The 25,430-nt window shown below is 59.9% G+C and carries 24 protein-coding genes and 1 tRNA gene; 22 read left to right on the forward strand and 3 right to left on the reverse strand.

The genetic code is table 11. The features are described from left to right. Positions 1 to 87: 87 nt before the first annotated feature. From DN611_RS01495 to DN611_RS01525, 6 genes are all read left to right on the forward strand, one after another. Positions 88 to 624 (forward strand): hypothetical protein, encoded by a 537-nt coding sequence (locus DN611_RS01495; protein WP_002592913.1) that lies wholly within the window; start codon positions 88 to 90, stop codon positions 622 to 624. A 300-nt stretch (positions 625 to 924) separates the two neighbouring features. Beyond that, a complete protein-coding gene (locus DN611_RS01500; RefSeq protein ID WP_006059623.1) occupies positions 925 to 1,473 on the forward strand; it encodes a sigma-70 family RNA polymerase sigma factor in 549 nt (182 codons plus the stop codon). Positions 1,474 to 1,960: 487 nt separating this feature from the next. After that, a complete protein-coding gene (locus DN611_RS01510) occupies positions 1,961 to 2,341 on the forward strand; it encodes a type II toxin-antitoxin system PemK/MazF family toxin (RefSeq protein ID WP_119310470.1) in 381 nt (126 codons plus the stop codon). A 30-nt stretch (positions 2,342 to 2,371) separates the two neighbouring features. Then, positions 2,372 to 2,599, forward strand: a complete 228-nt coding sequence (locus DN611_RS01515; protein WP_002569114.1) for a helix-turn-helix domain-containing protein — start codon at positions 2,372 to 2,374, stop codon at positions 2,597 to 2,599. Positions 2,600 to 2,703: 104 nt separating this feature from the next. After that, complete coding sequence (locus DN611_RS01520) at positions 2,704 to 3,141, forward strand: helix-turn-helix domain-containing protein (protein WP_002569113.1); 438 nt, start codon at positions 2,704 to 2,706, stop codon at positions 3,139 to 3,141. Then, positions 3,119 to 4,510 carry a tyrosine-type recombinase/integrase gene (locus DN611_RS01525; RefSeq protein ID WP_007862346.1) on the forward strand — a complete coding sequence of 464 codons (1,392 nt, stop codon included), beginning with the start codon at positions 3,119 to 3,121 and terminating at the stop codon, positions 4,508 to 4,510. Before DN611_RS01520 ends, DN611_RS01525 begins: the two co-directional genes overlap by 23 nt. A 348-nt stretch (positions 4,511 to 4,858) precedes the next feature. Here DN611_RS01525 and DN611_RS01530 read toward each other — a convergent pair. After that, positions 4,859 to 4,935, reverse strand: a tRNA-Arg gene (locus DN611_RS01530). A gap of 190 nt (positions 4,936 to 5,125) precedes the next feature. Beyond that, a complete protein-coding gene (locus tag DN611_RS01535) occupies positions 5,126 to 6,292 on the reverse strand; it encodes a phosphoglycerate dehydrogenase (protein WP_021751363.1) in 1,167 nt (388 codons plus the stop codon). Between the two features lie 386 nt (positions 6,293 to 6,678). On the opposite strand from DN611_RS01535, the gene DN611_RS16610 reads away from it, so the two are divergent. The 9 genes from DN611_RS16610 (at position 6,679) to DN611_RS01575 (ending at position 16,078) form a co-directional block, all read left to right on the forward strand. Beyond that, complete coding sequence (locus DN611_RS16610) at positions 6,679 to 6,816, forward strand: hypothetical protein (RefSeq protein ID WP_158629787.1); 138 nt, start codon at positions 6,679 to 6,681, stop codon at positions 6,814 to 6,816. A 189-nt stretch (positions 6,817 to 7,005) separates the two neighbouring features. Then, positions 7,006 to 8,829 carry a translational GTPase TypA gene (gene typA / locus DN611_RS01540; RefSeq protein ID WP_119310471.1) on the forward strand — a complete coding sequence of 608 codons (1,824 nt, stop codon included), beginning with the start codon at positions 7,006 to 7,008 and terminating at the stop codon, positions 8,827 to 8,829. Between the two features lie 330 nt (positions 8,830 to 9,159). After that, on the forward strand, positions 9,160 to 10,134 hold the full coding sequence (locus DN611_RS01545; protein ID WP_025545501.1) for a stalk domain-containing protein: 975 nt from the start codon (positions 9,160 to 9,162) through the stop codon (positions 10,132 to 10,134). A 110-nt stretch (positions 10,135 to 10,244) separates the two neighbouring features. After that, positions 10,245 to 10,739, forward strand: coding sequence for an RNA polymerase sigma factor (locus DN611_RS01550; protein ID WP_119310472.1), 495 nt, complete (start codon positions 10,245 to 10,247; stop codon positions 10,737 to 10,739). Beyond that, the gene (locus tag DN611_RS01555; protein ID WP_119310473.1) at positions 10,723 to 11,418 is read left to right on the forward strand and encodes a zf-HC2 domain-containing protein; all 696 of its coding nucleotides are present in this window, start codon (positions 10,723 to 10,725) and stop codon (positions 11,416 to 11,418) included. The genes DN611_RS01550 and DN611_RS01555 overlap by 17 nt, the downstream gene beginning before the upstream one ends. Positions 11,419 to 11,516: 98 nt before the next feature. Beyond that, the gene (gene fumC / locus DN611_RS01560) at positions 11,517 to 12,875 is read left to right on the forward strand and encodes a class II fumarate hydratase (protein ID WP_119310474.1); all 1,359 of its coding nucleotides are present in this window, start codon (positions 11,517 to 11,519) and stop codon (positions 12,873 to 12,875) included. A gap of 128 nt (positions 12,876 to 13,003) precedes the next feature. Continuing rightward, entirely contained in the window at positions 13,004 to 13,522 is a 519-nt protein-coding gene (locus DN611_RS01565; protein WP_256264360.1) for an RNA polymerase sigma factor, read from the forward strand. Next, complete coding sequence (locus tag DN611_RS01570; protein WP_119310476.1) at positions 13,515 to 14,735, forward strand: DUF4367 domain-containing protein; 1,221 nt, start codon at positions 13,515 to 13,517, stop codon at positions 14,733 to 14,735. The genes DN611_RS01565 and DN611_RS01570 overlap by 8 nt, the downstream gene beginning before the upstream one ends. A 155-nt stretch (positions 14,736 to 14,890) precedes the next feature. Continuing rightward, a complete protein-coding gene (locus tag DN611_RS01575) occupies positions 14,891 to 16,078 on the forward strand; it encodes a hypothetical protein (protein WP_119310477.1) in 1,188 nt (395 codons plus the stop codon). 59 nt (positions 16,079 to 16,137) lie between these two features. Here DN611_RS01575 and DN611_RS01580 read toward each other — a convergent pair whose 3' ends face one another. Continuing rightward, the gene (locus DN611_RS01580) at positions 16,138 to 16,572 is read right to left on the reverse strand and encodes a hypothetical protein (RefSeq protein WP_021747917.1); all 435 of its coding nucleotides are present in this window, start codon (positions 16,570 to 16,572) and stop codon (positions 16,138 to 16,140) included. A gap of 283 nt (positions 16,573 to 16,855) precedes the next feature. Between DN611_RS01580 and DN611_RS01585 the strand changes: the two genes are divergently transcribed. From DN611_RS01585 to argF, 7 genes are all read left to right on the forward strand, one after another. Next, entirely contained in the window at positions 16,856 to 18,076 is a 1,221-nt protein-coding gene (locus DN611_RS01585; RefSeq protein ID WP_021747915.1) for an argininosuccinate synthase, read from the forward strand. Between the two features lie 227 nt (positions 18,077 to 18,303). Continuing rightward, complete coding sequence (argH, locus tag DN611_RS01590; RefSeq protein WP_119310478.1) at positions 18,304 to 19,692, forward strand: argininosuccinate lyase; 1,389 nt, start codon at positions 18,304 to 18,306, stop codon at positions 19,690 to 19,692. A 63-nt stretch (positions 19,693 to 19,755) separates the two neighbouring features. Next, positions 19,756 to 20,697, forward strand: a complete 942-nt coding sequence (gene argC / locus DN611_RS01595) for an N-acetyl-gamma-glutamyl-phosphate reductase (RefSeq protein WP_119310479.1) — start codon at positions 19,756 to 19,758, stop codon at positions 20,695 to 20,697. 91 nt (positions 20,698 to 20,788) lie between these two features. Continuing rightward, on the forward strand, positions 20,789 to 22,015 hold the full coding sequence (argJ, locus tag DN611_RS01600) for a bifunctional glutamate N-acetyltransferase/amino-acid acetyltransferase ArgJ (protein ID WP_021747911.1): 1,227 nt from the start codon (positions 20,789 to 20,791) through the stop codon (positions 22,013 to 22,015). Between the two features lie 182 nt (positions 22,016 to 22,197). Then, entirely contained in the window at positions 22,198 to 23,058 is an 861-nt protein-coding gene (gene argB, locus DN611_RS01605; RefSeq protein WP_021747910.1) for an acetylglutamate kinase, read from the forward strand. Between the two features lie 4 nt (positions 23,059 to 23,062). Next, positions 23,063 to 24,241: an aspartate aminotransferase family protein gene (locus DN611_RS01610; RefSeq protein WP_021747909.1), complete on the forward strand. Its 1,179-nt coding sequence runs from the start codon at positions 23,063 to 23,065 to the stop codon at positions 24,239 to 24,241. Between the two features lie 197 nt (positions 24,242 to 24,438). Beyond that, positions 24,439 to 25,422, forward strand: coding sequence for an ornithine carbamoyltransferase (gene argF, locus DN611_RS01615; protein WP_119310480.1), 984 nt, complete (start codon positions 24,439 to 24,441; stop codon positions 25,420 to 25,422). Positions 25,423 to 25,430 lie beyond the last annotated feature (8 nt).

Genomic DNA, 25,430 nt, shown 5'->3' on the forward strand with positions numbered 1-25,430 from the left:
GAGAGGCACTGCCCTCTCTCACGCTCCTCTGCTATGCTATTTTGTACCTAATATGTTCGCAATATTGCGAACAAGGAGGGATGTTCTATGAGAAAAGAAAGCACAACAATCCAAAAATGTAACAGCAGGCTAACAGCTTTGGGACTTAACAGCGACGCTGCGTTTCATAGAAGTAAGCTGATTCTAAAGATTTACCGTGATGTAGTCTGGGTTCTGAGTGAACGGGCAGAAGAATTACAAGAAACTGCTTGGATTATGGGAGAACAAGATATAGAGTCTGGCCTCTGCTATCTTGAAAATTTTGCACCAGATATTGAACTGCAAGCCTTTGAAGAAAAAGTTTGCTGCCTTGTTCAAAATCAAATGCTAGTCAATATTATTGACCGTGCACTCCTTCGTCTGAAACGGTATCCGGATCGAGGAGAACTTTACTATGAAATTTTGACTAAGCAATTTATCTATCGGTTCAACAGTACAGAGAAAGAATTGCTGGAAGAACTAAATATAGAGCGCAGTGTCTTTTATGACCGAAAACGAGAAGCCATCTATTTATTTTCTGTTTGCTTGTTTGGATATTCTATTCCAGAAGTCCTGGAGGAGCTGCCCCGACTAAATCCCGACTAAATCCCGACAAATCCCCGACCTAATCCCTACTCCCTTCCGACTTCCGACCTGCTATACTTGTTATAGTGGCAGGAATGCGCTAAATTGAATACTTTTCTACATAAGGCCCGGCATTAACCGGGCTTTTTTCATTCCTGCTGCAATATGGCGGCAGGAACATGGCTGGAGGTGAAAACACTTCCGGCCTTTTTCTTTGCCCGGTATTAGGAGGCCGGTATGCGCTGGGAGGCGTACATAGCAAAATATCCATGACACCGTTCAAATTCGCTGACTACCAAGAATTTGAACGGAGGAAAGGATATGACGAGAGTATTCATTTGGAAAAATAACAGCCCACAGGAATGGGAGGAAATCAGTTTTTCAGCGTTCAGTAAGGCACGCCGCAATGGTTGCTTTACTGGGCGCTTTTTTGTTGAAACAGTCAAAATGTTCCGTGATGAAGATGACCGCATTATCATGGAATGTTCTCGCAAAGATTTTGAAAAATACCAACAGGAGGACCGCCACAGCCGCTATCTCCAGGAACATGAGAAAAGTCGCTCTATATTCCCGGCTTCTCATGTGGGAGATCGTGACGGCACAGAGGAAGGTTATCAGGATACAGATTTGTTTGTGGATGAATCTGTTGATACTGCGGAACAAGCTATTCAGAATTTACTTCTTGAGGATTTACACCAAGCTCTATTGAAACTGAGTCCAGCAGAACGAGATTTTATATTGTCCTATTATGAAATGAAAATACCAAATGCAACTTGTTTAGCCCAACGATATGGTATTACTCGGCAAGCCGCAGATAAGCGATTGAAAAAAATTGAAGAAAAAATAAAAAAGTTGGTTGCGATTTTCTAAAAAAGTGGCAGTAGCAAGTGAGAGGGAAATCCTTTCACTTGCACCTTGACAACCTCATATACGAATCATTAAGTTTGATCCTCTTTGGGCGTAATAGCCGCTACATCAGCGGTATATTTTCTGAGAGCTGCCACTCGCATAACAGGCCAACCCATTTTTGCTGTATAGATGAGTTTTCGGTTTATCAGAAATATATCAGGCTGGAATACATCGGATGGCATCCGGTCATGGCATAACAAGGAGGAAAGCTCTCTTACAGCCATAGTCCGAGCGTGATAATAACCGTCGCAGGCCATGGGTAAGACCAAACGAAGTGGAGGTGAAACTCCTGAGAAGCAGGCCAGCCACCTGCGGCTTAATGATTACCCAAATCCCTGGGGTGTCGTGGACAAGTAAGGGATAAAACAGGCGCTAAATTGAAGGAGACTCTGTAATTTGCAGAGCCTCCTTCTTACATAATCAAATCTCAAAACATAGGAGGATGAACATGAAAGAAGATTGGATTTATAAGCGTGGGGATTTATATTATGCCAATTTGAACCCTTATTTTGGATCAGAGCAAGGCGGCACCCGTCCTGTCCTGGTTCTTCAAAACAATGTGGGGAATTTTTTCTGCCCCACTTTGATCGTAGCTCCACTCACCAGTAAATGGATTAAGAAAAAGGAGCTGCCCACACACTATGCACTGGAGAGCGTTCCAGAGCTTGGACTGAAATCTGTTGTTCTGCTGGAGCAAATTAAAACGATTGATAAAAGGCGTGTTTTATCGTACATTGGGCGCGTATATCGCGAAGAAATGAGAGCGATTGATGATGCTCTGCAAGTTAGTTTAGATATTCATATTCCGGAGGAAATGGAGGCTCCGTAAGGCCACTTACCGGATAAAGGAGGCGTTTTTATGTTTGAAGCAAGAATTGCGGAATTGAACCGCTTTAATGAACAAAATCCTGTCAGCTATGACAAAAGAACCTATACGGTCGATGAGATTCAGGACATTCTGGGTATCAGTCGTCCCACAGCATATAATCTGGTAAAACAGGGTGTATTCCACAGCGTCAGAGTCGGCGGTCATATCCGCATTTCCAAAAAGAGCTTTGATGACTGGCTGGATCACGCAGATGAATGATTTGTCAAGGATGCCGATCTCCAAATCGACATCCTTAACTTTTTTTCTGCTTTCTCTTACAATGAGGCCATAGCAAGAAAAACTTTATAGAGGAGGCAAAAGCCATGCAAAAACAAAGAGTAAAGACCAGTATGTCTGTACCAGAGATGGGCAAAATGCTTGGGCTTGGTAAAGTAGAATCCTACTGGTTGGTTAAAAAGAACTATTTCAAAACAATTCAAGTGGCCGGACGAATGAGAGTTATGCTGGATAGCTTTGAAGATTGGTATGCCGGCCAGTTCCACTATAAAAAAGTGGATGGTACACCGCCCGGAGAGAAATGGAGGCATACTACGATGTCAGTTCCGGAAATGGCGGATCTTTTGGGGCTGAAATCTGGCACAGCTTATGACCTTGTTAAAAGGGGCTATTTTGAGACGACCTTGATTGATCGAAGAATTCGTATCATTACCAGCAGTTTTGAAGCCTGGTATCAAAAGCAAACTCATTATGTGAAAATCTCAGAAAGGAGCAATGAAAATGGCATCTATCGTGAAGCGTAAAAGCAAATATTCTGTGGTGTATGATTACACAGATGAAAACGGAAAACGCAGACAGCGTTGGGAAACCTTCAGCACAAATGCAGAAGCAAAAAAACGAAAAAAGCAAATTGAGTATGAGCAGGACTCTGGAACCTTCTTTATTCCTACGGCAAAGACCCTGAACGATCTGCTCGATGAATATATGTCCATCTATGGTGTAAATACCTGGGCAATGTCAACATATGAAAGCCGCCGTGGTCTGGCGAGAAACTACATAACTCCTATTATCGGAGATATGTTACTATCCGACATCACTCCAAGGATGATGGATAAGTATTACCGTGATCTGCTCTCTGTGAAAACGGTAAGCGTCAACAACCGCAAACCCACAAGCGAATATCTGACCCCGCATACAGTAAGAGAAATTCACAAGCTACTTCGCAGTGCCTTTAATCAGGCGGTGCGTTGGGAACTAATCAGCCGTAACCCTGTCCTGAATGCGACACTTCCCAAAGAAGAACATAAAGAACGGGATATATGGACTGCCGAAACGCTGAGCAAGGCTATGGAAGTCTGTGATGATCCTATCCTCTCCCTTGCCTTAAATCTGGCGTTCTCCTGCTCTTTACGCATTGGTGAAATGCTGGGCCTTACCTGGGACTGCATTGATATTGCACCACAGAGCATAGAAAATGGTTCAGCTTATATATTCGTCAACAAAGAGCTGCAACGGGTTACACGAGGTGCATTGGACGATTTGAGCGACAAAGGTGTTATTAAGAAGTTTCCACCTTGCATAGCCAGTACCCATACTGCTCTGGTCCTGAAAGAGCCTAAAACCAAAACCAGTATTCGCCGCGTGTACCTGCCGAAAACAGTTGCCTATATGCTGGTAGAGAGAAAAAAAGAAATTGATGAGCTGATGGATCTGTTTGGAGATGAATACATCGACAATAACCTGGTCTTTTGCTCCAGCAATGGCCGTCCGATGGAAAGCCAGGTGATTAACCGTGCTTTCAATAAACTTATCAAAGAAAACGGACTGCCTCATGTTGTATTCCATTCTCTCCGTCACTCCAGTATCACCTACAAGCTGAAACTCAATGGTGGCGATATGAAATCCGTCCAGGGCGACTCTGGTCATGCTCAGGTAAAAATGGTTGCAGATGTCTACTCTCACATCATCGACGAGGATCGCTGCATAAACGCTCAGCGATTGGAGGAAGCATTTTACTCATCCAAGACTCCTGACCCTGTTGAAGATACAGAGCCTAAAACTGCGGATACTGCCGTCACTGAAAGTGATGAAAGTGATGCAGCGAAGATACTGGAACTGCTTAAAAATCCCGAAACTGCCGCACTGCTCAAGCAGCTGGCAAAAGCTTTATAAAGTCCCTCCCTCAGAAGAACGCCTCTCACTTTGTGAGAGGTTTTCTTCGTTTGAACCACTTTGCACAGTGACCAAACACTTTTTTTGTTAGCAAGGTTCTGAAAGCATTTTTGAGCGATGTTAGCAAATTCGCGATTTTGTTTGCAACTTCCTCTAATTTCTGCTAACAAATGTTTGCAAGTTCCTTTGGTAAAAATCGAACCTCTGACTTACCGCCTTTCTTAGCAAAAGGCCAAATCTCGTTAGCAAATGTTAGCAAACCAAGTTTTTTTGCAAAAAAGCCACAAAAGCCGCAGAAATAAGAAAAGCCGAAAACCCTGATAAATCAAAGGTTTTCGGCGTGTTTGCTGGCGTCCCTGGCGGGATTCGAACCCACGGCCTTTCGCTTAGGAGGCGAACGCTCTATCCTGCTGAGCTACAGAGACTTATATTAAATTGAGACTGGCAACGATCACTTTTCCCCGTAAGGCAGCTGGTAGAGCACAACCTTAGGAGGCGGTCGCTCTATACGACTGAGCTACAGGGGCATATCAAATAGGCAGAAACCATTGTACCTGTTTTCCGCCCTGCTGTCAATGGGAAAGGGCTGCCGCGCAGGCGGCAGCCCTTCGGCGCTCACTGGATGACCCGTACCCGGATCACATTCTCCAGCGCCGTCACCTCGTCGATGACGCACTGGTCCGCCGGGGCGCTCAGGTCCACGATGGTGTAGGCGTAGTCCCCCCGGGACTTGTTGCTCAGGTTCTCCACATTGATGCCGTCCCGGGACAGCAGGGTGGTGATGCTGGCCAGCATGGCAGGCACGTTTTTGTGAATCAGGCACAGCCGGCACACGCCGCTGCGCTCCTGGCTGACGGCGGGCAGGTTTACGCTGTTGCGGATGTTGCCGTTTTCGAGGTAGTCCCGCAGCTGGTCCACCGCCATGACCGCGCAGTTCTGCTCACTCTCCGGTGTGGAGGCTCCCAGGTGAGGCATGGCCAGCACGTGGGGCGCACCCACCAGGCGGTTATTGGGGAAGTCTGTGACATAGGCCGCTACCCAGCCGGTGTCCAGCGCCGCCAGCATGGCATCGTCGTCCACGATCTCGCCCCGGGCCAGGTTGATGAACCGGACGCCCCGTTTCATGGCGCCGATGGCCTTGGCGTCGATCATGCGCTCCGTGTCCTTGGTGTAGTGGATGTGGATGGTGATATAGTCCGCCCGCTTGTAGAGCTCGTTGATGTCCTTCACCACATGGATGTGGCGGTCCAGCCGCAGGGCGGCATCCACAGACAGGAAGGGGTCGTAGCCGTACACATCCATGCCCAGGGACAATGCGATGTTGGCGACCAATGACCCGATGGCCCCCAGGCCGATGACGCCCAGCGTCTTCTTGTACAGCTCCGGGCCGATGAAGGCGGCCTTGCCCTTCTCCACTACGGTGGTCACGTCCACGCCGGAGGCCACCTGCTGCCGGACCCACTGGATGCCCCCGTCCACGTCCCGGGAGCCCATCAGCATGGCGCACAGCACCAGCTCCTTTACGGCGTTGGCGTTGGCGCCGGGGGTGTTGAATACCACGATGCCCGCCTCGGAGCAGCGGTCCAGGGGGATATTGTTGACGCCGGCCCCAGCCCGGGAGATGGCCAGAAGGTTTTTCGGAAAATCATAGTCCAGCAGCTTGGCGGAGCGGACCAGGATGGCGTCCTCGTCTGTCTCCGAATCGGAGACGGCGTACAGCGCCGGATCCAGGCGGTTCAGGCCGACGGGAGAGATCTTGTTGAATGTTCTGATACGGTACATGGCAGAATGCCTCCATTGGGCGGCCCCAGCGGGTCGCGGTACTTGCGGGGGAACGTGCGGTGCTGGCACCGCTTCCGCCGCAGCATCTTCTATTATAGGTAGAGGCCGCCGTCCCAGTCAATGTGCCGAACCGCCAAATCCACGGCCGGTTGGGCCGAAAGTTTTTGGAGAGGTATTACTTTTGGAATGGCCTGGGAAAATACCCAAAAAGGCAGTTCTGCGCCTCCGGAACTGCCGCTTTCCTATGAAAACTGCGGAATCGTCCTGTTTTTTTGAAAAAGCCCCTGAAAGCAGCTTGCAAAAATCGAGAGAACGGCATATAATGCAAAACTGTGTGCAAATCTCGACCGGCGGCCGGAATCGGACGGCCGGCAGGGAGGCCGCGTGTGTTGATCCGCCGCCCGGCGTACCCCACGTGGCCCCTTCATAGAGAAAAGGAGATGGAAGATGTGCAGAACGAACATTTGAGGAACATCGCCATCAACGCCCACATCGACCACGGCAAGACTGCCCCACAGGGCTGACACCCTGCGGGGATCGTTTGATAGAAATGCCCGGCGGAAGCACCCGCAAGGGGTACGCCACATCCGTAAGGCGGGAAAGCCGCCAACGGCTGTGCAGTGAATTCCGCCTCCGCCAAGGTTTTGCCGCAGGCAAAACACTTGTACGCGCCGCCCGGCGCGGCCTTGCCAGAGAAGAAGGAGAAGAGAATTATGCAGAACGAACATTTGAGAAATGTCGCCATCATCGCCCACGTCGACCACGGCAAAACCACGCTGGTGGACGAGATGCTGAAGCAGGGCGGCGTCTACCGGGAGAATCAGGAGGTGGTGGACCGGGTCATGGACTCCGGCGACCTGGAGCGGGAGCGGGGCATCACCATCCTGGCCAAGAACACCGCCATCCGGTACAAGGACACCAAGATCAACATCGTGGATACCCCGGGCCACGCCGACTTCGGCGGCGAGGTGGAGCGCATCCTGAAGATGGTCAACGGCGTCATCCTGCTGGTGGACGCCGCCGAGGGCCCCATGCCCCAGACCCGCTTCGTGCTCTCCAAGGCCCTGGAGCTGGGCCACCGGGTCATTGTGGTGGTCAACAAGATCGACCGGCCCGACCAGCGGATCCACGAGGTGGTGGATGAGGTGCTGGAGCTGCTGATGGACCTGGATGCCACCCCGGAACAGTTGGATTCCCCCATGCTGTTCTGCTCCGGCCGCAACGGCACCGCCTCCTACTCCCCCGACGTGCTGGGCACGGACCTCAAGCCCCTGTTTGAGACCATTCTGGAGTATATCCCCGCCCCGGAGGCAGATGTGGACCAGCCCTTCCAGATGCTGGTCAGCTCCATCGACTACAACGACTTCGTGGGCCGGATCGCCATCGGCCGCATCGAGCGGGGCACCTTGAAGCAGAACCAGGACATCGTCGTGTGCAACTACCACGACCCGGAGGCTGTGCTCCGCAAGGCGAGAGCCACCGCCATCTACGAGTTCGAGGGCCTTGCCCGGAATCCGGTGACCGAGTCCACCGCCGGCAACATCATCGCCATGAGCGGCATTCCCGACATCACCATCGGCGACACCATCTGCGTCCCGGACTGCGTGGAGGCGTTGCCCTTCGTGAAGATCAGTGCCCCCACCCTGGAGATGACCTTCTCCGTCAACGACTCCCCCTTTGCCGGCAAGGAGGGCAAGTTCGTCACCTCCCGCCAGCTGCGGGACCGGCTGTACCGGGAGACGTTGAAGGACGTGTCCCTGCGTGTGACCGACACGGACAAGGAGACTGCCTTCAACGTGGCGGGCCGGGGCGAGATGTCCCTCTCCATCCTCATTGAGACCATGCGCCGGGAGGGGTATGAGTTCCAGGTTTCCCCCGCCCGCGTGCTGTACCAGGAGATCGACGGCGTCAAGTGCGAGCCCATTGAGCGGCTGGTGGTGGACGTGCCCGGCGACTGTGTGGGCGCGGTCATCGAGAAGCTGGGTGCCCGCAAGGCGGATCTGGTGGAGATGACTCCCGTGGGCGAGCGGATGAAGATCGAGTTCCTGATCCCCGCCCGGGGCCTCTTCGGCTACCGCAGCGATTTCCTGACGGACACCAAGGGCGAGGGCATCATGGCCAGCGTGTTCGACTCCTACGCCCCCTACAAGGGCGACATCTCCCGCCGGGGCACCGGCTCCATGATCTCCTTTGAGACCGGCGAGTCCGTCACCTACGGCCTGTTCAACGCCCAGGAGCGGGGCACCCTGTTCATCGGGCCCGGCGTGCCGGTGTACGGCGGTATGGTGATCGGCGTCAGCCCCCGGAGCGAGGACATCACCGTCAACATCTGCAAGAAAAAGCAGTTGACCAACATGCGGGCCAGCGGCTCCGACGAGGCGCTGCGGCTGGTGCCCCCCAAGCAGATGAGCCTGGAGCAGTGTCTGGAGTTCCTGGCGGACGACGAGCTGCTGGAGGTCACCCCCAAGAGCCTGCGGATGCGCAAGGCCATTCTGGACCACGAGAAGCGCATGAAGGCGCTGCACGGCAAGAAGTAAACCGGCCATTGCATGGGCCCTGGCCCCCGGGAGGGGGCCGGGGCCTGTTCGTTTGCCGCCCGGGCAGGAGGCGGGGGCTGTTGGGAAAGACCGCGCCGCATCCGCAGGGGGGCGATGATCCCGGCGGCCCGGAGGTGGACTGCCCCGCGGGGGAAACCAGCCGCTCCGGGATGCCGGGCCCCGCAGGCTCGGGTACAGCGCCCTCCGCGGCGCCTCAAAAATATTTGTTAAAAATTCTGCCTTGGACGGGAACTTTTTCCCGCTGCCCTGCGTCAGTACAGGCAAACGGAGCAGATGCTCCCCCGAAAGCATTGGAAAGGATGAACGAGAATGAAAAAACGGATTCTGCAATGCCTGTCCCTGATCCTCTGCGCCGCCATGCTGGCGATCCCCGCCGCGGCCGCGGAGACCGCTGACGAAGAAGCGCCCGCCCGCCTGGGCCCCGCGGCCTATTGGGGCACTGTCACCTGGATGGATGAGGACACCTTCCTGCTGGACAGCGGGAAGGAGGACGGCCTGGGCGACGCGGTGGTGGTCCACGTGGGGGATGCCCCCTACCTGGACGCCGTCACCGGCAACACCCTGAACCTGGAGACGCTGGAGGACGGGGACGCCGTCTATGCCTGGGTTGGCCCCGCCATGGCGCTGAGCCTGCCGCCCCAGTCCACGGCCAGCCTGATCGTGGGCAACATCCCCGCCGACTACGCCGTGCCCCAGTACTATGAGATCACCAGCTCCACCGTTACGGAGGAGTCCGCGGTGCTGCATGTGGCGGGCAGCAATGACACGATCACCGTGCCCGCCTCTGCAAAGCTGACGCCCTACCTGACGAAGAACATTGTCACCCTGGCCGATCTGCGTCCCGGCGCCCGCATCCTGGTGTGGTCCGATTCCAAGGGCACGCCGGAGAAGGTGCTGGTGTTCGCCTACGGCTATCGGGGCTATATCAGCGTGGCGGAGGACGGCGTCGTGTCCGTCAACGGCCAGTCCACGACTCAGAAGGCCAAGACCACCGCTGACGGCGACACCCTGCTGCCCATCCGGGCGGTGGCGGAGGCCCTGGGCATGAGCGTCCGCTGGGACGCGAAGCAGGGCGCCGTGGTCTCCTATGGCGATGACATGGTGAAGCCTGCCCCCCTGACCACGGAGACGCTGATGACCGCCATGCCCGGCGGCGCCATCGCCGCGGTGAACAGCGACGGCACCACGGAGGAGGTCTACGGCACCTGCGTGAAGGAGGCCGGTGTCACCTATGTCTCCCGCTCCGCGCTGGCCCAGGCGCTGGACCTGTATCTGGCGGACTGAGTCCGGCACAACAGAAAAACCGCGTATCAGATCCCCGGAGGAAATTTCCACCGGGGATCTGTAACGTTTCGGGGGCGCTGTGCGTTAATTTGGTGAAGGGAGGGAGGACCGTGGACTTTGAGATTCTCTATCGCCTGTATTTCCGGGATGTCTACCGTTATGTCCGGGGACTCTCTCGGGACGAACATCTGGCGGAGGAGATCGCCCAGGAGACCTTTGCCCGGGCCCTGGGAGCGGTGGACCGGTTCGACGGCCGGGGAGACGTCCGGGCGTGGCTGTTCACCATCGCCAGAAATGTCTGGGTGGACCATTGCCGCCGGCACCGGCGGGAGACGGAGCTGCCGGGGGAGGATCTGCCCGGCGGCGGAGACTTTGCCGGGGCGCTGGAGGACCGGGAGGAGGTCTTGGCCCTCCACAGAATTCTCCACACCCTGCCGGAGCCCTATAAAGAGGTGTTCGGCCTGCGGGTGTTCGGGGAGCTGCCCTTCCGGGCCATCGGACAGGTCTTCGGAAAGACGGAGGGCTGGGCCCGTGTGACCTACTACCGGGCCAAAAGCCGGATCTTGAGACAATGGGAGGCGGAGCGAGATGAAAGTGAGCTGTGACGTGATCCGGGACCTGCTGCCCCTGTATACTGACCAGGCGGCCAGTGCCGACACGGTCGCCCTGGTGGAGGAGCACCTGGCGTCCTGTCCCGCCTGCCGGGAGGAGCTGGGGCGCTTGGGGACAGCCCTGCCGGCGGAGCCGGAGGGGGTGGAGCCCCTGCGGCGCTTCAAGCGGCGGTGGCGGCGGAGGCAGGTCCTCATCGCCGTGACGGCGGCAGTGGTGACGGCGGCGGTGGCGGGGGGGATCTTCCTGACCTGCTTCTGGGGCCGCCGCGTGGCGGCGGGGGATGTGGAGGTCTCTCTGGAACTGCAATGGTCAGGCCTCACTTCCGGGGAGGATTCCGGAGGAGACGGGAGCCGGGGAGAGCTGGAACAGGGGAACTGGAGCGGCGTGATACATGTCTGCTCATCGCATGAGAAGAACCTGCGGTCCAGAATAGAGCCTTTTTCAGAGACAGACGAAAATGGAGTCATCGTTCGGGCGGGCTATGTCATAGACATGTGGGAGGTGCCGGACCGGGCTCCCAGTGGCTCGGGCTCGATCACCGCCGGCTATGGCTATCCCAATGAGGCGGGGCCGATCCCAGAGGACTTTGATATCGTCTTTATTGTCCGCTACCGGGATGGAGAAGTCACTTACTCCGTCCGGGAGATGGGACTACTGGACCCGGCGGGGTGAGAAAAACTTGCGGGAGCAGAATGGCGGCGGGGCTTGTCCACGCCGCTGTTTCCCGTTATAATGGAGGCAACGATTTTTCGATCAGGGGGAATTGGACCATGAACACCCGCATCGAACACGACACCATGGGCGAGATTGCTGTCCCGGCGGAGCATCACTGGGGCGCCCAGACCCAGCGGAGCCTGGAAAACTTCAAGATCGGCGGCCAGCGCCAGCCGCAGGAGATCATCACCGCCTTTGCCTATTTGAAGGAGGCCTGTGCCCTGGCCAACGCGGACTGCGGCAAGCTGACGGCGGAGCAGGCCGGGGCCATCGCCGCCGTGTGCGCCGAGATCCGGGCGGGGAGGTGGAATGACGAGTTCCCCCTGGTGGTGTGGCAGACCGGCAGCGGCACCCAGACCAACATGAACGTCAACGAGGTCATTGCCCACCTGGCTGCGGACCGGGGGATGCGGCTTCACCCCAATGACCACGTGAATGCCTCCCAGTCCAGCAACGACACGTTCCCCTCCGCTCTCCACATCGCGGCGGCCCTGAGCGTCACGGAGCAGGTGCTGCCAGCGGCGGAGCGGCTGGCAGGGGCCTTTCGGAGGCTGGAGGAGGCCTATCCGGACCTGATCCGCATTGGCCGGACCCACCTGCAGGACGCCACGCCCCTGAAATTCGCCCAGGAGGTCTCCGGCTGGCGGGAGCTGGTGGAGGCCCCCTGCCGGATGCTGCGCACCGCCCTGCCGGAGCTGACCAAACTGGCCATCGGCGGCACCGCCGTGGGCACCGGCCTCAACGCCCCCAAGGGGTACGACGAGATGGTGTGCGGGCGGCTCCGGGCCATGACCGGGGTGGACTTCACCCCGGATGCCAACAAATTCCACGCGCTGACCAGCAAGGATGCCCTGGTGTTCGCCCACGGGGCGCTGAAGGCCCTGGCGGCCAACCTCATGAAGATCGCCAACGACATCCGGTTCGAGGCCAGCGGTCCCCGGTGCGGCATGGGAGAGCTAAACATCCCGGAGAATGAGCCCGGCAGCTCCATCATGCCCGGCAAGGTGAACCCAACCCAGTGCGAGGCCGTCACTATGGCGGCCGTGCAGGTGATGGGGAACGACGCGGCCATCGGCTTTGCCGCCAGCCAGGGAAACTTCCAGCTGAATGTGTTTCTGCCGGTGAGCGCCTATAACTTTCTGCTCTCTGCCCGGCTGCTGGGGGATGTGTGCGATTCCTTCCGGGTCCACTGCGTGGAGGGCATCACCCCTAATGTGGAGCGGATGACGGCCAACCTGCACAACTCCCTGATGCTGGTGACCTGCCTGACGCCGAGGATCGGCTACGAGGCAGCGGCGGCGTGCGCCAAGAAGGCCCTTCACGACGGCACTACCCTGAAAGAGGCGGTGCTGGCGCTGGGGTATCTGACGGGGCCGGAATTCGACGAGACGGTACGGCCGGAGAAAATGGTATAAGAGAAGAGTATCCCGCCGGGGACGAAAAGATTCGCTCCCGGTGGGATACTCTGCGTTTCCGGGACGTTTACCGGACGGGGGGGGGATGCGCCCCCAAGAGAGAAGAGGAGGCGAGCGCGTTGCTTTCCATGCTGCTGGCTATGCTGGAGACGGAGGAGGACCGGGAAAGGTTTTTGAAGCTCCATGGGACCTATGAGAAGAAGCTATACGCCGTGGCGGTCCGTGTTCTGGGGGACCGGACCGCGGCGGAGGACGCGGTGCAGCAGACTTGGCTGCAGCTCATCCGGCGGTGGGACCGGGTGAGCGGCCTGGCCTGGAGCGAGACGGAGGGATATCTAGTGACCGCTGTGAAGAACGTGGCGGTGGACATGCTGCGGAAGGAGCGGCGGGAGGAAGCTCTGCCGGAGGACTGGGATCCGCCCGCTCCGGAGACGGGGGAGACGGACTACCGCTATCTGGTGAGCCTGATCCGGGCGTTGCCGGAGAGCTACCGGCGGGTGCTGGAGCTGAAGTGCGTGGAGGAGGAGAGCAACCGGGAGATCGCCCGGCGGCTGGGGCTGAAGGAGTCCACCGTGGCCACCCGCGTCCTGCGGGGGCGGACCATGCTGGCGGCGGCGCTGGAGAAGGAGGGGTACGTCCATGGATGAGCGGATGCTGCGCCATGCCCTGATGGAGGCCAACCTGGAGCGGTTCCGGGACGTGTTGGACGCGGCGGAGGAACCGGACTGGTCCCACCGGTATTTGAGAAACCGGACGCGGCTGCTGGCGGACCCCTTCGGCTGGGCGAAGCGGATGGCCCGGCCGGTGTGGAAGCGGGCGGCCCGGACAGCGGCCTGCGTGCTATTGGCATGCCTGGTGACCCTGGGGGGCCTGATGGCGGTGAGCCCCGCCGTCCGGGCGGCGGTGCTGGGGTGGTTCCATCAGGTGCAGGAGGATCTGGTGACCTTTATCAACCCGAAGCGGACCGTGGCAGAGGATCCGCCCGGCGGCTGGCGGCTGTCGGAGATCCCGGAGGGCTTTGTGCTGACGGACGTGAGTCCCAAGGAGAGCTCGGGCTATTGGAGGTACTATGAGCCGGGGACCGGCGCATGGCTGTGGTTTGCCGTCTACACGCCGGAGGCGGGAGAGGTAGCTACCAATGTGGACGGAGCCTCGGACGCGGGGGAAAACCACACCACCGTCACTGTGCAGGGGTACCAGGCAGACCTCTTCCAGTCGGAGGGGACAATCCTGCTGACCTGGCAGAACGAGGCGGGATACCTCTTTATGCTGCGGGCCACGGATTTTGGCGACACCGAGACCCTGCTGTCCATGGCGGAAGGCGTGGTGCCTTACGAGGGACCCGGTGTGGCCTGGGAGATGGGCTGGGTGCCGGAGGGCTATGAACCCATGTACCGGGATGAAGGCGCTGGAGCCGTCCAGCAGGTGTGGGTCAGGGACGGGACAACACTGACCTGGCAGTATGTCACTGACCCCATCTGCCCCTTCGAGACCCCGGAGGGGGAGCCGGAGGAGATCGACCTGCGGGGCGTCACCGGCTGGTATTGGACGGCGGAGGAGGAGCCGGAGGAGAGCGATGGCCCCACCATTACTGTGAATGGGGAGGAGATTCAGGCGGAGGGCTCCTCCGTCACCGTAGGCGGCGTCACCATCATCACCGGCGGCTCCCCGGACACAGAGGAGACCGGCACTCTGATCTGGACGGACCCGGACACCAACACGACCTTCTTCCTGGAGGGGGCCCTGGACCGCTTTGACCTGCGGGACATGGCTGTCCGTACGGAGGAGACGGAGCCGCAGCTCTCACCTCCCACGAAGAGAGCGCAGTCGATCACCGGCACTGCCGGCGGTGGGAAGTGAAACAGTCAGACTCCACAGAAAGAGACGAGATCTTTGTGATTTTTGACAAAGATAGAAAAGTCCGTGGATACGTCCTGCCCACGGCACGTTCAACTAATAGAACGGCCGGGGGCCTGTCCCCCGGAAACACACGGAGACAGAAAGGAAGGAGTTCCATGAAAAGACGAGTCCTATCATTCCTGGCCGGCGCGGCCGCGGCGTTGGCGCTGACGGCCCTGACCGCCACCGCTCTGGCGGCCTCCGGGCAGGTGCAGTTCAACTTCGCTGGGGTGGCTCTGAACGGCGAGACAAAGATCGCCGCCGGCAGCGACATCATCGCCCCCAACGGCCAGCGGGTCCCCGGCTCCATCCTCTATGTGGATGAGGCTGGCGGCAAGACCAACTACCTGCCCATCCGGACCATCAGCGAGCTGCTGGGGGTGAAGGTGGGCTACGACTCCGCCACCCGCACGGTGCTGCTGGGGGAGCAGACCGCGCCGGCCTCCGCAGCCGTCGCTTCAGGGCTCTACTGGCACAGGGAGACCGATGAGGACGGCGTCACATACGCCAGCGAGGACCCTGGGATCGACTACACCGAAGCCCCTGGCTACGCGCTGACAAAGCTGCCGGAGGGCTGGGAGCTGGAGTCCGTGCGGGCCGGAATGGGCGGCAGAGGGAATCTGAGCTACTGGAATGGCGGCGGGCGCATCTCCTTCTCCTGTGCCTATCCCGACGGCGGGAGCTATGGCTGGAGCCCCGGCAGCGGGGAGATCCCCTGCCGCACCGTCACCGTGAACGGCCATGACGCGGCGCTCTACACCTACAGCAGCGAATACGGCGACAGCTGCCTGCTGGTGTGGGAGGACGAAGCGGGGGTGCTGTTCTGGTTCACCGGGTCGGACGTGGACCCGGACACGCTGGTGGAGGCCGCCTCCTCCGTGGAGCCCACATCAAAGACTGCGCCCGCTTGTGAGGCTGACTGGCTGCCCGGCGGCTACAGCTGGTTTGAAACCAACGCCTCCGGCGGCGCGGCGGAGACTACCTGGGTCGGCCAGGGCGGCAATATCACCCTGACCTGCTCTGCCACCCCCTTGCTGATGCCGGAGGGAGATGGAGAGACCGTGCGCTTCGGCGGTGTGACCGCCAGGTTCTGGGAGGCGGAGAAGCCTCACGAGGCGGAGACGGATGCGTGGGAGCCTGAGACGGTGGGCGGCGTGATTATCTCGTCTGGCACCATCTCCGGCCCCCAGGCAGCGGATGTGGCCACCCTGGCCTGGACGGACGGCGGCCTGAACTTCCGCCTCCACGGCACTGTGGATCAGGAGAATCTGCTCCATGTGGCGGAGAGCCTGCGGATCAAGTGAAGATCGGACGGCACTCATAAAAGCAGCCCCGGCGTGCAAAGCACGCCGGGGCTTTTCTGTCAGCAGCTCTGGCCGCAGCTACAGGTGAAGCGGGTGGTGACATACCGCCGCAAAAAGCAGAGGATGCCGCCTGCCATCAGGGCCAGGAAGGCGCAGCAAAGCGCCGCGCCGATGTGGAGCCCCACGCCGGAGGCGGTGGAGAGGGCGGTAATCAGCGCCGTCAGCAGCGCCCCCAGGGCGCCCACAGCGGAGGCCTCCCCGCAGCAGAGCCAGGCGTCCGCCAGGGCCGGCGTGCGGTCTGCCAGCAGGCCGCCCAGCAGATAGGCCAGCAGGCCGCCAAGACCGGCGGCAGCGGTGGCCGCGAAAAAGAACAGAGCCGTGGGCGTGGCGGCCGTCAGGGTCAGCACGTCCGTGCGCAGCAGGGCGAACACCAGGCCGCCCACAGCCAGGGACCCCAGCACCAGGGTCAGAAGATAACAGAAGCAGCGTTTCATAGGACCAGCCTTTCTATCAAAACGCGCAGGTCCGCCCGGCGGGGCGACCGCCCCGCAGTCCAGCCTATGCGCTGGGTGCGGAGATTGTGTGAGCGAGTGTATATATTCATATTTTTTTGAATATTGAAATAAATATACGGTTTTCTAAGATGTCTATCGAAATTTTATGCAAAAATGCACGGAAGAAGCTGGAAATGTTGTGCAAAATGATGCTTGAATAAATATGCGTGAAAGATGTATAATCCAAACATCATCAATCAAAACTCCACGGAGGGAATTCATTATGGATCAGAAAAACATCAAGAAGATCGTGCTGGCCTATTCCGGCGGACTGGATACATCCATCATCATCCCCTGGCTGAAGGAACACTACAACAACCCCGAGATCATCGCCGTATCCGGTGACGTAGGCCAGAACGACGAGCTGGAGGGGCTGGAGGAGAAGGCCATCAAGACCGGCGCCAGCAAGCTGTACATCGCAGACCTCACCGACGAGATGGTGGACGAGGTCATCATCCCCTCCCTGAAGATGGGCGCCAGCTATGAGCAGTATCTGCTGGGTACGGCCTTTGCAAGACCCATCATTGCCAAGAAGCTGGTGGAGATCGCCAAGGCGGAGGGCGCCGACGCCATCGCCCACGGCTGCACCGGCAAGGGCAACGACCAGGTGCGGTTTGAGCTGGCCATCAAGCGGTTCGCCCCGGATATGCCCATCATCGCCCCCTGGCGGGAGTGGGACATCAAGGGCCGTGACGAGGAGATCGACTACGCCGAGGCCCACAACGTACCCCTGAAGATCAGCCGGGAGACCAACTACTCCAAGGACAAGAACCTATGGCACCTGAGCCACGAGGGCCTGGACCTGGAGGACCCGGCCAACGAGCCCCAGTATGAGAAGCCCGGCTTCCTGGAGATGAGCGTCAGTCCCATCGCTGCCCCCGACAAGCCCACCTACGTGACCATCGACTTTGAAAAGGGCGTGCCCGTGGCGGTGGACGGGGAGAAGATGAAGGCCAGCGACGTGATCCGCAAGCTGAACAAGTTGGGCGGCGAGAACGGCATCGGCCTGCTGGACATCGTGGAGAACCGGCTGGTGGGCATGAAGGACCGGGGCGTGTACGAGACCCCCGGCGGCACCATCCTCTACAAGGCCCACCAGTGCCTGGAGATGATTACCATCGACAAGGATACCGCCCACATGAAGAGCAAGCTGGCGGTGGACTTCGCGGACCTGGTGTACAACGGCAAGTGGTTCACCCCCCTGCGGGAGGCCCTCAGCGCCTTCGCTGACAAGACCCAGGAGCACGTCACCGGCAGCGTGAAGCTGAAGCTGTATAAGGGCAACATGATAACGGCCTCTATCACCTCGCCCGAGTCTCTGTACTCCGAGGAACTGGTGACCTTCAACGAGAGCAGCTATGACCAGACCAACGCCACCGGCTTCATCAACCTGTGGGGCCTGCCCGACACAGTGCTGGCACTGCGGGAGCAGGGGAAGCTCTGAGAGATTTCGGAGGGGAGCGGGCTCCCCTCCGAGCCGCCCCACCACCAGTCCTCAGACTGGTGAACGCTGCCCAGGGCGGCTGGGGCAAAGTATTTTCGGCAGGTACACGCCCTGCCGAAAATGTTTTCAATATGCCCGGCGGGGAGAGGCAAGACCATTACAAGACCACAGGGGCGGGGCGGAGAGGCTTCTTCGCCCTGCGTCTGCCATGAAAGGAACAACAGCTTATGAAACTCTGGGGCGGACGCTTTCAAAAAGACACCGACCTGCTGGTGAATGAACTCAACGCCTCCATCAGCTTTGACCAGCGGCTGTACAGGGAGGACATTACCGGCTCCATGGCCCACGCCGCCATGCTGGCGGACTGCGGCATCATCTCCAAAGAGGACGCCGCCGCCATCACCAGCGGTCTGGAGGACATTCTGGCAGACATCGAGGCGGGGAAGGCGGCATTCACCGCCGACAACGAGGACATCCACATGAACGTGGAGGCCCTGCTCACCGCCCGGATCGGCGACGCGGGGAAGCGGCTCCACACTGCCCGCAGCCGCAATGACCAGGTGGCCCTGGACTTCCGGATGTATGTCCGGGAGCAGATCCCCGTCATCGTGGGGCAGCTGCTGGAGCTGGAGACGGTCCTCTGCCGTCAGGCGAAGAAGCACCAGACCGCCGTGATGCCCGGCTACACCCATCTCCAGCGGGCGCAGCCCATCTCCTTTGCCCAGCATCTGATGGCCTATGCCGCCATGTTCCGCCGGGACGTGACCCGGCTGGAGGACTGCGGGGCCCGGCTGGACGAGTGTCCCCTGGGATCCGGCGCCCTGGCGGGCACAACCTATCCCATCGACCGGTGGGAGACGGCAAAGGCCCTGGGCTTCGCCGCACCCATGGGCAACTCCCTGGACGGCGTCAGCGACCGGGACTACGCGCTGGAGCTTTTGAGCGGCCTGTCCATTTTGATGATGCACCTGAGCCGCTTCGCCGAGGAGGTCATCCTCTGGTGCAGCTGGGAGTTCAAGTTCATCGAGCTGGACGACGCCTATGCCACTGGCTCCTCCATCATGCCCCAGAAGAAGAACCCGGACGTGGCGGAGCTGGTCCGGGGCAAGACGGGCCGGGTCTACGGCGACCTGATGAGCCTGCTGACCGTCATGAAGGGCCTGCCTCTGGCATACAACAAGGACATGCAGGAGGACAAGGAGCCGGTGTTCGACGCCGTGGACACGGTGGAGATGTGCCTGCCGGTGTTCGCCGCCATGCTGGACACCATGACCGTCCGGACGGACAATATGCGGAAGGCCGCCGGCCACGGCTTCATCAACGCCACCGACTGCGCCGACTACCTGACGAAAAAGGGGATGCCCTTCCGGGACGCCTACACCGTCACCGGCCATCTGGTGGCCCAGTGCACGGCCCGGGGCAAGACATTGGAGGAACTGACGCTGGAGGAGCTGAAGGCTGTCTCCGAGCTCTTCGAGGCGGACGTGTATGACGCGCTGAACCTGGAGAACTGTATGGCCCTGCGGAGCAGCTACGGCGGCCCGGCGGTGGCGGAGACCGCAAGGCAGATCGGGGAGATCGAACAGTTCATTCAGAAGATCAAAGAGAACAGATAAAAGGATAAAAGATAGGCAGATCCGGTAATATCTCTTATCCCTTATCTTCACTGGGGTGATGATATGAAACCAAAGGTCTACATCGACGGAAAGGACGGCACCACCGGCCTGCAAATCTATGACCGGCTGGCGGCGCGGGACGACATCGGCCTGCTGCTGATCGACGAGGCGAAGCGGAAGGACCCGGGCGAACGGAAACGGCTGATGGCGGAAGCGGACATCGTGTTTTTGTGCCTGCCGGACGCGGCGGCTGTGGAGGCCGTGGCCCTGGCGGAGGGCTCCGGCGCCCGGATGATCGACGCATCCACCGCCCACCGGACGGCGCCGGGCTGGGTCTACGGCTTCCCGGAGCTGCGGCCCGGCCAGCGGGAGGCCATCGCGGGGGCCCGATATGTGGCCAACCCCGGCTGCCACGCCACGGGGTTCATCTCCATTGTCGCGCCGCTGGTTCAGGCGGGGCTGCTGTCCGCGGACGCGGACCTGTGCTGCTTCTCCCTCACCGGCTACTCCGGCGGCGGGAAGAAAATGATCGCCCAGTACGAGGCGGCGGAGAAGGCAGAGAGCCTTTACAGCCCCGGCCTCTACGGCCTGACCCAGGCCCACAAGCACCTGCCGGAGATGCAGAAGCTCTGCGGCCTGAAAAAGCCCCCGGTGTTCACGCCCATCGTGGATGACTACTACAAGGGCATGGCTGCCACAGTGCCCCTGCACAGGAGTCAGCTGACGGGGGAGGCCACCCTCCATCAGGTGTGGCAGGCGCTGGCGGACCACTACGCCGGGGAAAAGCTGGTCCATGTGGCCCCGGAGGGGAGCGCGGACGCAGGATCCAAGCTGTACGGCAACGCCAGAGCCGGGGACAACGGCCTGACCCTGGTGGCGGCGGGAAATGACGAGCGATTCACCATCACCGCCCTGTTCGATAACCTGGGGAAAGGGGCCTCCGGCGCGGCGGTGCAGAACATGAACATTATGCTGGGATTTGAGGAGACCGCTGGACTGCTGTGAGGCAAAAGTGAAGAAAAGAGATAAGGGATAGGCGCGCCCTGATTTTGGCGGGGGAGAGATGTCCCTTATCTGTTGAAGAGAGGATGATACGATGCTGAACTTCATCACCGGCGGCGTGTGCGCCGCCCAGGGCTTCCGGGCCGGGGGCATCCACGTGGGGGTCAAGACCCACGCGGCCTGGAAAAAGGACGTGGCGCTGATCGTGTCCGACGAGGACTGCGCCTGCGCCGCCGTGTATACGAAAAACGCCGTGAAGGCCGCCCACATCCATGTGGACAAGCGCCATCTGGCGGACGGAAAGGCCCGGGCTGCCGTTATCAACAGCGGCAACGCCAACGCCTGCGCCCCCATGGGAGAGGAAAACGCGGAGCGGGTCTGCGCGGCGGCAGGCAAGGCCCTGGGCTGCCGGCCGGAGGATGTGGTGGTAGCCGCCACCGGCGTCATCGGTCAGACGCTGAACGTGGCGGTCATCGAGCAGGGGATGCCGGAGCTGTGCGCGGCGGCGGCCCACACGGCGGCGGGCAGCGACGCGGCCGCCCACGCCATCATGACCACGGACACCGTCAAGAAGGAGCTGGCAGTGGAGACCGTTATCGGCGGCAAGACCGTCCGGATGGGCGGCATCGCCAAGGGTTCCGGCATGATCCACCCCAACATGGGCACCATGCTGTGCTTCCTGACCACCGACTGCGCCATCTCCTCGGAGATGATCAAGTCCGCCCTGCTGGAGACCGTTCAGGCCAGCTTCAACCGCATCAGCGTGGACGGAGACACCTCCACCAACGACACGTGCTGCGTCCTGGCCAACGGCTTGGCGGGGAACCCTGTCATCACGGAGAAGGGGCCGGATTACGACGCCTTTGTGGAGGCCCTGCGCGCCCTGTGTGTGGAGCTGGCGAAAAAGATGGCCTCCGACGGGGAGGGCGCTACCCACCTCATCACCTGCACCGTCACCGGAGCCGGGAGCGAGCAGAGTGCTGAGACCGTCGCCAAATCCGTGATCGGCTCCGCCCTCACCAAGGCGGCCATCTTCGGTGCGGACGCCAACTGGGGCCGGGTGCTGTGCGCCATGGGCTATTCCGGGGAGGACTTCAATCCGGACAAGGTGGATGTGGCCTTCCAGAGTCAGGCGGGCAGCGTCCAGGTGTGCGCCAAGGGCCGGGGGCTGGATTTTGATGAAGATCTGGCCAAGAGGGTCCTGACGGAGCACGATGTCACCATTGCCATCACCATGGGCGAGGGAGATAGCAGCTGCACCTGCTGGGGGTGCGACCTCACCTATGAGTATGTGAAGATCAACGGGGATTACCGGACGTAAACCGGGATGCCCGATAGTGCTCTTGCGGGGAGCGGAGATGGGCCGCTGTCCGGCGGCCTATCCGCACCCCGTAGCGGGTGCATCTGTCCAGTCATCATAGCTGCCATTCCCGCGTCCCATGGGACACCCCCTCCCCCTCCGGCGGAATCCCGCCGATTTTCAAGAAAAGAGTTGATGTTACGATGTCCTCCCACGCACAGCAGGCGCGGACGCTTGTGGAAGCCCTGCCCTATATCCAGAAATTCACCGGCAAGACCATCGTGGTCAAGTACGGCGGCAACGCCATGGTGTCCGACGAACTCCGCCGGGCTGTCATGTGCGACATCATCCTGCTGTCCCTGGTTGGCATTCGGGTGGTGGTGGTCCACGGCGGCGGGCCGGAGATCAGCGAGATGCTGAAGAAGCTCGGCCACGAAAGCCGGTTTGTGGACGGCCTGCGCTATACCGACGCCGAGACCATGGACGTGGTCCAGTCCGTCCTCTGCGGCAAGGTCAACAAGAATCTGGTGGCCCAGCTGAACCGGCTGGGAGGCCAGGCCATCGGCCTGTGCGGCATGGATGGGCAGCTGTTCCAGGCGGAGCAGCTGGACGAGAAGTACGGCCTGGTGGGAAAGATCACGGGTGTGAATCCGGAGCCGGTGGAAAACGCCCTGCTCAGCGGCTATATCCCCGTGGTGTCCACCGTGGCCCAGGGCGTGGACGCGGACACCGCCTACAACATCAACGCGGATACCGCCGCCTCCAAGCTGGCAGCCGCCATGGGGGCGGAGAAGCTGATCCTGCTGACGGACGTGCGGGGCCTGCTGCGCAATCCCAGGGACGAGGAGACGCTGATCCACGTGGTCCACACCTACGACGTGCCGGGCCTGGTGGCCCAGGGCATCATCTCCGGGGGCATGATCCCCAAGATGGAGTGCTGTGTGGACGCCATCGCCGGCGGCGTGGAGCGGGTCCACATCCTGGACGGACGCATTCCCCATTCCATTCTCATTGAGCTCCTCAGTGATGAGGGCATCGGCACCATGTTGAAAAAGGAGGACTGATCCCATGACCAGCCAAGAGATCAAGGCCCTGACCGGGCAGTACATCATGAACACTTACGGCCGCTTCCCGGTGGCCATCGACCATGGACAGGGCGCCACGCTCTACGACCCCGAGGGCAACGCCTACATCGACTTCACCAGCGGCATCGGCGTCAGCGATCTGGGCTATGGCTGTCAGCCCTGGGTGGACGCCATCGCCAAGCAGGCGGGGAAGATCGGCCACACCTCCAACCTGTTCTACACCGAGCCACCGGCCCGGCTGGCGGAGATCCTCTGCAAGCGGACCGGCATGAGCAGCGTATTCTTCGCCAACGGCGGCGGCGAGGCCAACGAGGGCATGATTAAGCTGGCGAGAAAGTACAGCTTCGACAAGTACGGCAGGGGCCGTGCCGCCATCGTCACTCTGAACAACTCCTTCCACGGCCGCACCATCACCACCCTGACGGCCACCGGCCAGGACGTGTTCCACAACTATTTCTTCCCCTTCACCGAGGGGTTCCGGTATGCCGACGCCAACGACCTTGCCTCCCTGGAGGCCGCGGCGGGGGACGACGTGTGTGCCGTCATGATGGAGCTGGTCCAGGGCGAGGGCGGCGTGCTGCCCCTGGACCGTGACTATGTGAAGGCCGTTGCCAGACTGTGCGCGGAGAAGGACTGGCTGCTGCTGGTGGACGAGGTCCAGACCGGCGTAGGGCGGACGGGCAGCCTCTTCGCCTTCCAGCAGTACGGCATTTTGCCGGACGTGGCGTCCTTCGCCAAGGGCATTGCCGGGGGACTGCCCATGAGCGGCATTCTGGCCAATGAGAAATGCCGGGACGTGCTGGGCCCCGGCACTCATGCCACCACCTTCGGCGCCAATCCGGTGTGCGCTGCCGCCGGTCTGGTGGTGCAGGAGACGCTGACGGACGCGTTTCTGGAGGACGTCCGGGCCAAGGGCACGTATCTGCGTAACCAGATCGAGGCGCTGGACCTGCCCTGCTTCGGCGCCACCCGGGGCATGGGGCTGATGATCGGCATCCAGGTGAAGGACGGCTGGACCAATAAGGAGATCGCAAGCAAGCTGATCGAAAACGGCCTGCTGGTGCTGACCGCCGGACCGGGTATGCGGCTGCTGCCGCCTCTTGTGATCTCCCAAGAGGAGATGGACCAGGGGCTGGAGATCCTGAAAAAGACGCTCTCCTGAATCTGTCTTTTTCGCTCCGGCCGGGGACCTGCTGCGCCCCGCCGTGACTCCGGCACTTACACGAACACCCGCTATAACTCTAACACTAACACTAACTATAACACTAACTATAACCCTAACTATAACCGGAGAATTTTACACAATTTTCCCGGACTAAATGATAAAAGCGCCCATGGCGGGACAGAGAGGAGACACCCATGGAAAACCACACCCATTTTTTAAAGCTCCTGGACTTTACCCCGGCGGAGATCCAGCAGTTCCTGCACACCGCAGCAGATCTGAAGGCCAAAAAGAAGGCCGGCATTCCCCACCGGTATCTGGAGGGGAAGAACGTGGCTCTGATCTTCGAAAAAACCTCCACCCGGACCCGGTGTGCCTTTGAGGTGGCCTGCCAGGACTTAGGCATGGGTTCCACCTACCTGGGTCCCACTGGCAGCCAAATCGGTGTGAAGGAGTCCATCGCCGACACCGCCCGGGTGCTGGGCCGGATGTACGACGGCATCGAGTACCGGGGCTTCGGACAGGAAATTGTGGAGGAGCTGGCAAACTACGCTGGGGTGCCGGTGTTCAACGGCCTCACCAATGAGTTCCACCCCACCCAGATCCTGGCAGACTTCCTGACCATCCAGGAGCACTTCGGGAGACTCAAGGGCATCAAGCTGGTGTATCTGGGGGACGCCCGGTTCAATATGGGCAATAGTCTGATGGTGGGCTGCGCCAAGATGGGGATGCACTTTGTGGCCTGCGCCCCAAAGGCGTACATGCCGGACCAGAAGCTGATCGATACCTGCTTATGTCTCGCCGCCGAGACCGGCGCGGTGCTGGAGTTCATTGAAGACCCCATGGAAGCTGTCAAGAACGCCGACGTGCTGTACACGGACGTTTGGGTCTCCATGGGGGAGCCGATGGAGGTCTGGCAGGAGCGCATTGCCGCCCTGGCGCCCTATCAGGTGACAAAGGCCCTGATGGACAACGCCGGGCCCCAGTGCAGGTTCATGCACTGCCTGCCCGCCTACCATGACCACAAGACCAAGGTGGGGAAAGAGATGGGCGAGAAGTTCGGACGGGAGGCCATGGAGGTCACCGACGAGGTGTTCGAGTCCCCGGCCTCCATCGTCTTTGACGAGGCGGAGAACCGGATGCACACCATCAAGGCCGTCATGTATGAGCTGATGAAGTAAGAGAACGG

This window comes from Oscillibacter sp. PEA192 (assembly GCF_003574015.1).
Taxonomy (GTDB): Bacteria; Bacillota; Clostridia; order Oscillospirales; family Oscillospiraceae; genus Oscillibacter; species Oscillibacter welbionis.

Coding starts and splice junctions, on each gene's coding strand:
- DN611_RS01500 (WP_006059623.1), top strand. CDS start 925: ATGACGAGAGTATTCATTTGGAAAAATAACAGCCCACAGGAATGGGAG.
- DN611_RS01510 (WP_119310470.1), top strand. CDS start 1,961: ATGAAAGAAGATTGGATTTATAAGCGTGGGGATTTATATTATGCCAAT.
- argC (WP_119310479.1), top strand. CDS start 19,756: ATGAAACCAAAGGTCTACATCGACGGAAAGGACGGCACCACCGGCCTG.
- argB (WP_021747910.1), top strand. CDS start 22,198: ATGTCCTCCCACGCACAGCAGGCGCGGACGCTTGTGGAAGCCCTGCCC.
- argH (WP_119310478.1), top strand. CDS start 18,304: ATGAAACTCTGGGGCGGACGCTTTCAAAAAGACACCGACCTGCTGGTG.
- DN611_RS01565 (WP_256264360.1), top strand. CDS start 13,004: ATGCTGCTGGCTATGCTGGAGACGGAGGAGGACCGGGAAAGGTTTTTG.
- DN611_RS01545 (WP_025545501.1), top strand. CDS start 9,160: ATGAAAAAACGGATTCTGCAATGCCTGTCCCTGATCCTCTGCGCCGCC.
- DN611_RS01570 (WP_119310476.1), top strand. CDS start 13,515: ATGGATGAGCGGATGCTGCGCCATGCCCTGATGGAGGCCAACCTGGAG.
- DN611_RS01610 (WP_021747909.1), top strand. CDS start 23,063: ATGACCAGCCAAGAGATCAAGGCCCTGACCGGGCAGTACATCATGAAC.
- typA (WP_119310471.1), top strand. CDS start 7,006: ATGCAGAACGAACATTTGAGAAATGTCGCCATCATCGCCCACGTCGAC.
- argJ (WP_021747911.1), top strand. CDS start 20,789: ATGCTGAACTTCATCACCGGCGGCGTGTGCGCCGCCCAGGGCTTCCGG.
- argF (WP_119310480.1), top strand. CDS start 24,439: ATGGAAAACCACACCCATTTTTTAAAGCTCCTGGACTTTACCCCGGCG.
- DN611_RS01515 (WP_002569114.1), top strand. CDS start 2,372: ATGTTTGAAGCAAGAATTGCGGAATTGAACCGCTTTAATGAACAAAAT.
- DN611_RS01520 (WP_002569113.1), top strand. CDS start 2,704: ATGCAAAAACAAAGAGTAAAGACCAGTATGTCTGTACCAGAGATGGGC.
- DN611_RS01555 (WP_119310473.1), top strand. CDS start 10,723: ATGAAAGTGAGCTGTGACGTGATCCGGGACCTGCTGCCCCTGTATACT.
- fumC (WP_119310474.1), top strand. CDS start 11,517: ATGAACACCCGCATCGAACACGACACCATGGGCGAGATTGCTGTCCCG.
- DN611_RS01575 (WP_119310477.1), top strand. CDS start 14,891: ATGAAAAGACGAGTCCTATCATTCCTGGCCGGCGCGGCCGCGGCGTTG.
- DN611_RS01585 (WP_021747915.1), top strand. CDS start 16,856: ATGGATCAGAAAAACATCAAGAAGATCGTGCTGGCCTATTCCGGCGGA.
- DN611_RS01525 (WP_007862346.1), top strand. CDS start 3,119: ATGGCATCTATCGTGAAGCGTAAAAGCAAATATTCTGTGGTGTATGAT.
- DN611_RS01535 (WP_021751363.1), bottom strand. CDS start 6,292: ATGTACCGTATCAGAACATTCAACAAGATCTCTCCCGTCGGCCTGAAC.
- DN611_RS01580 (WP_021747917.1), bottom strand. CDS start 16,572: ATGAAACGCTGCTTCTGTTATCTTCTGACCCTGGTGCTGGGGTCCCTG.
- DN611_RS01495 (WP_002592913.1), top strand. CDS start 88: ATGAGAAAAGAAAGCACAACAATCCAAAAATGTAACAGCAGGCTAACA.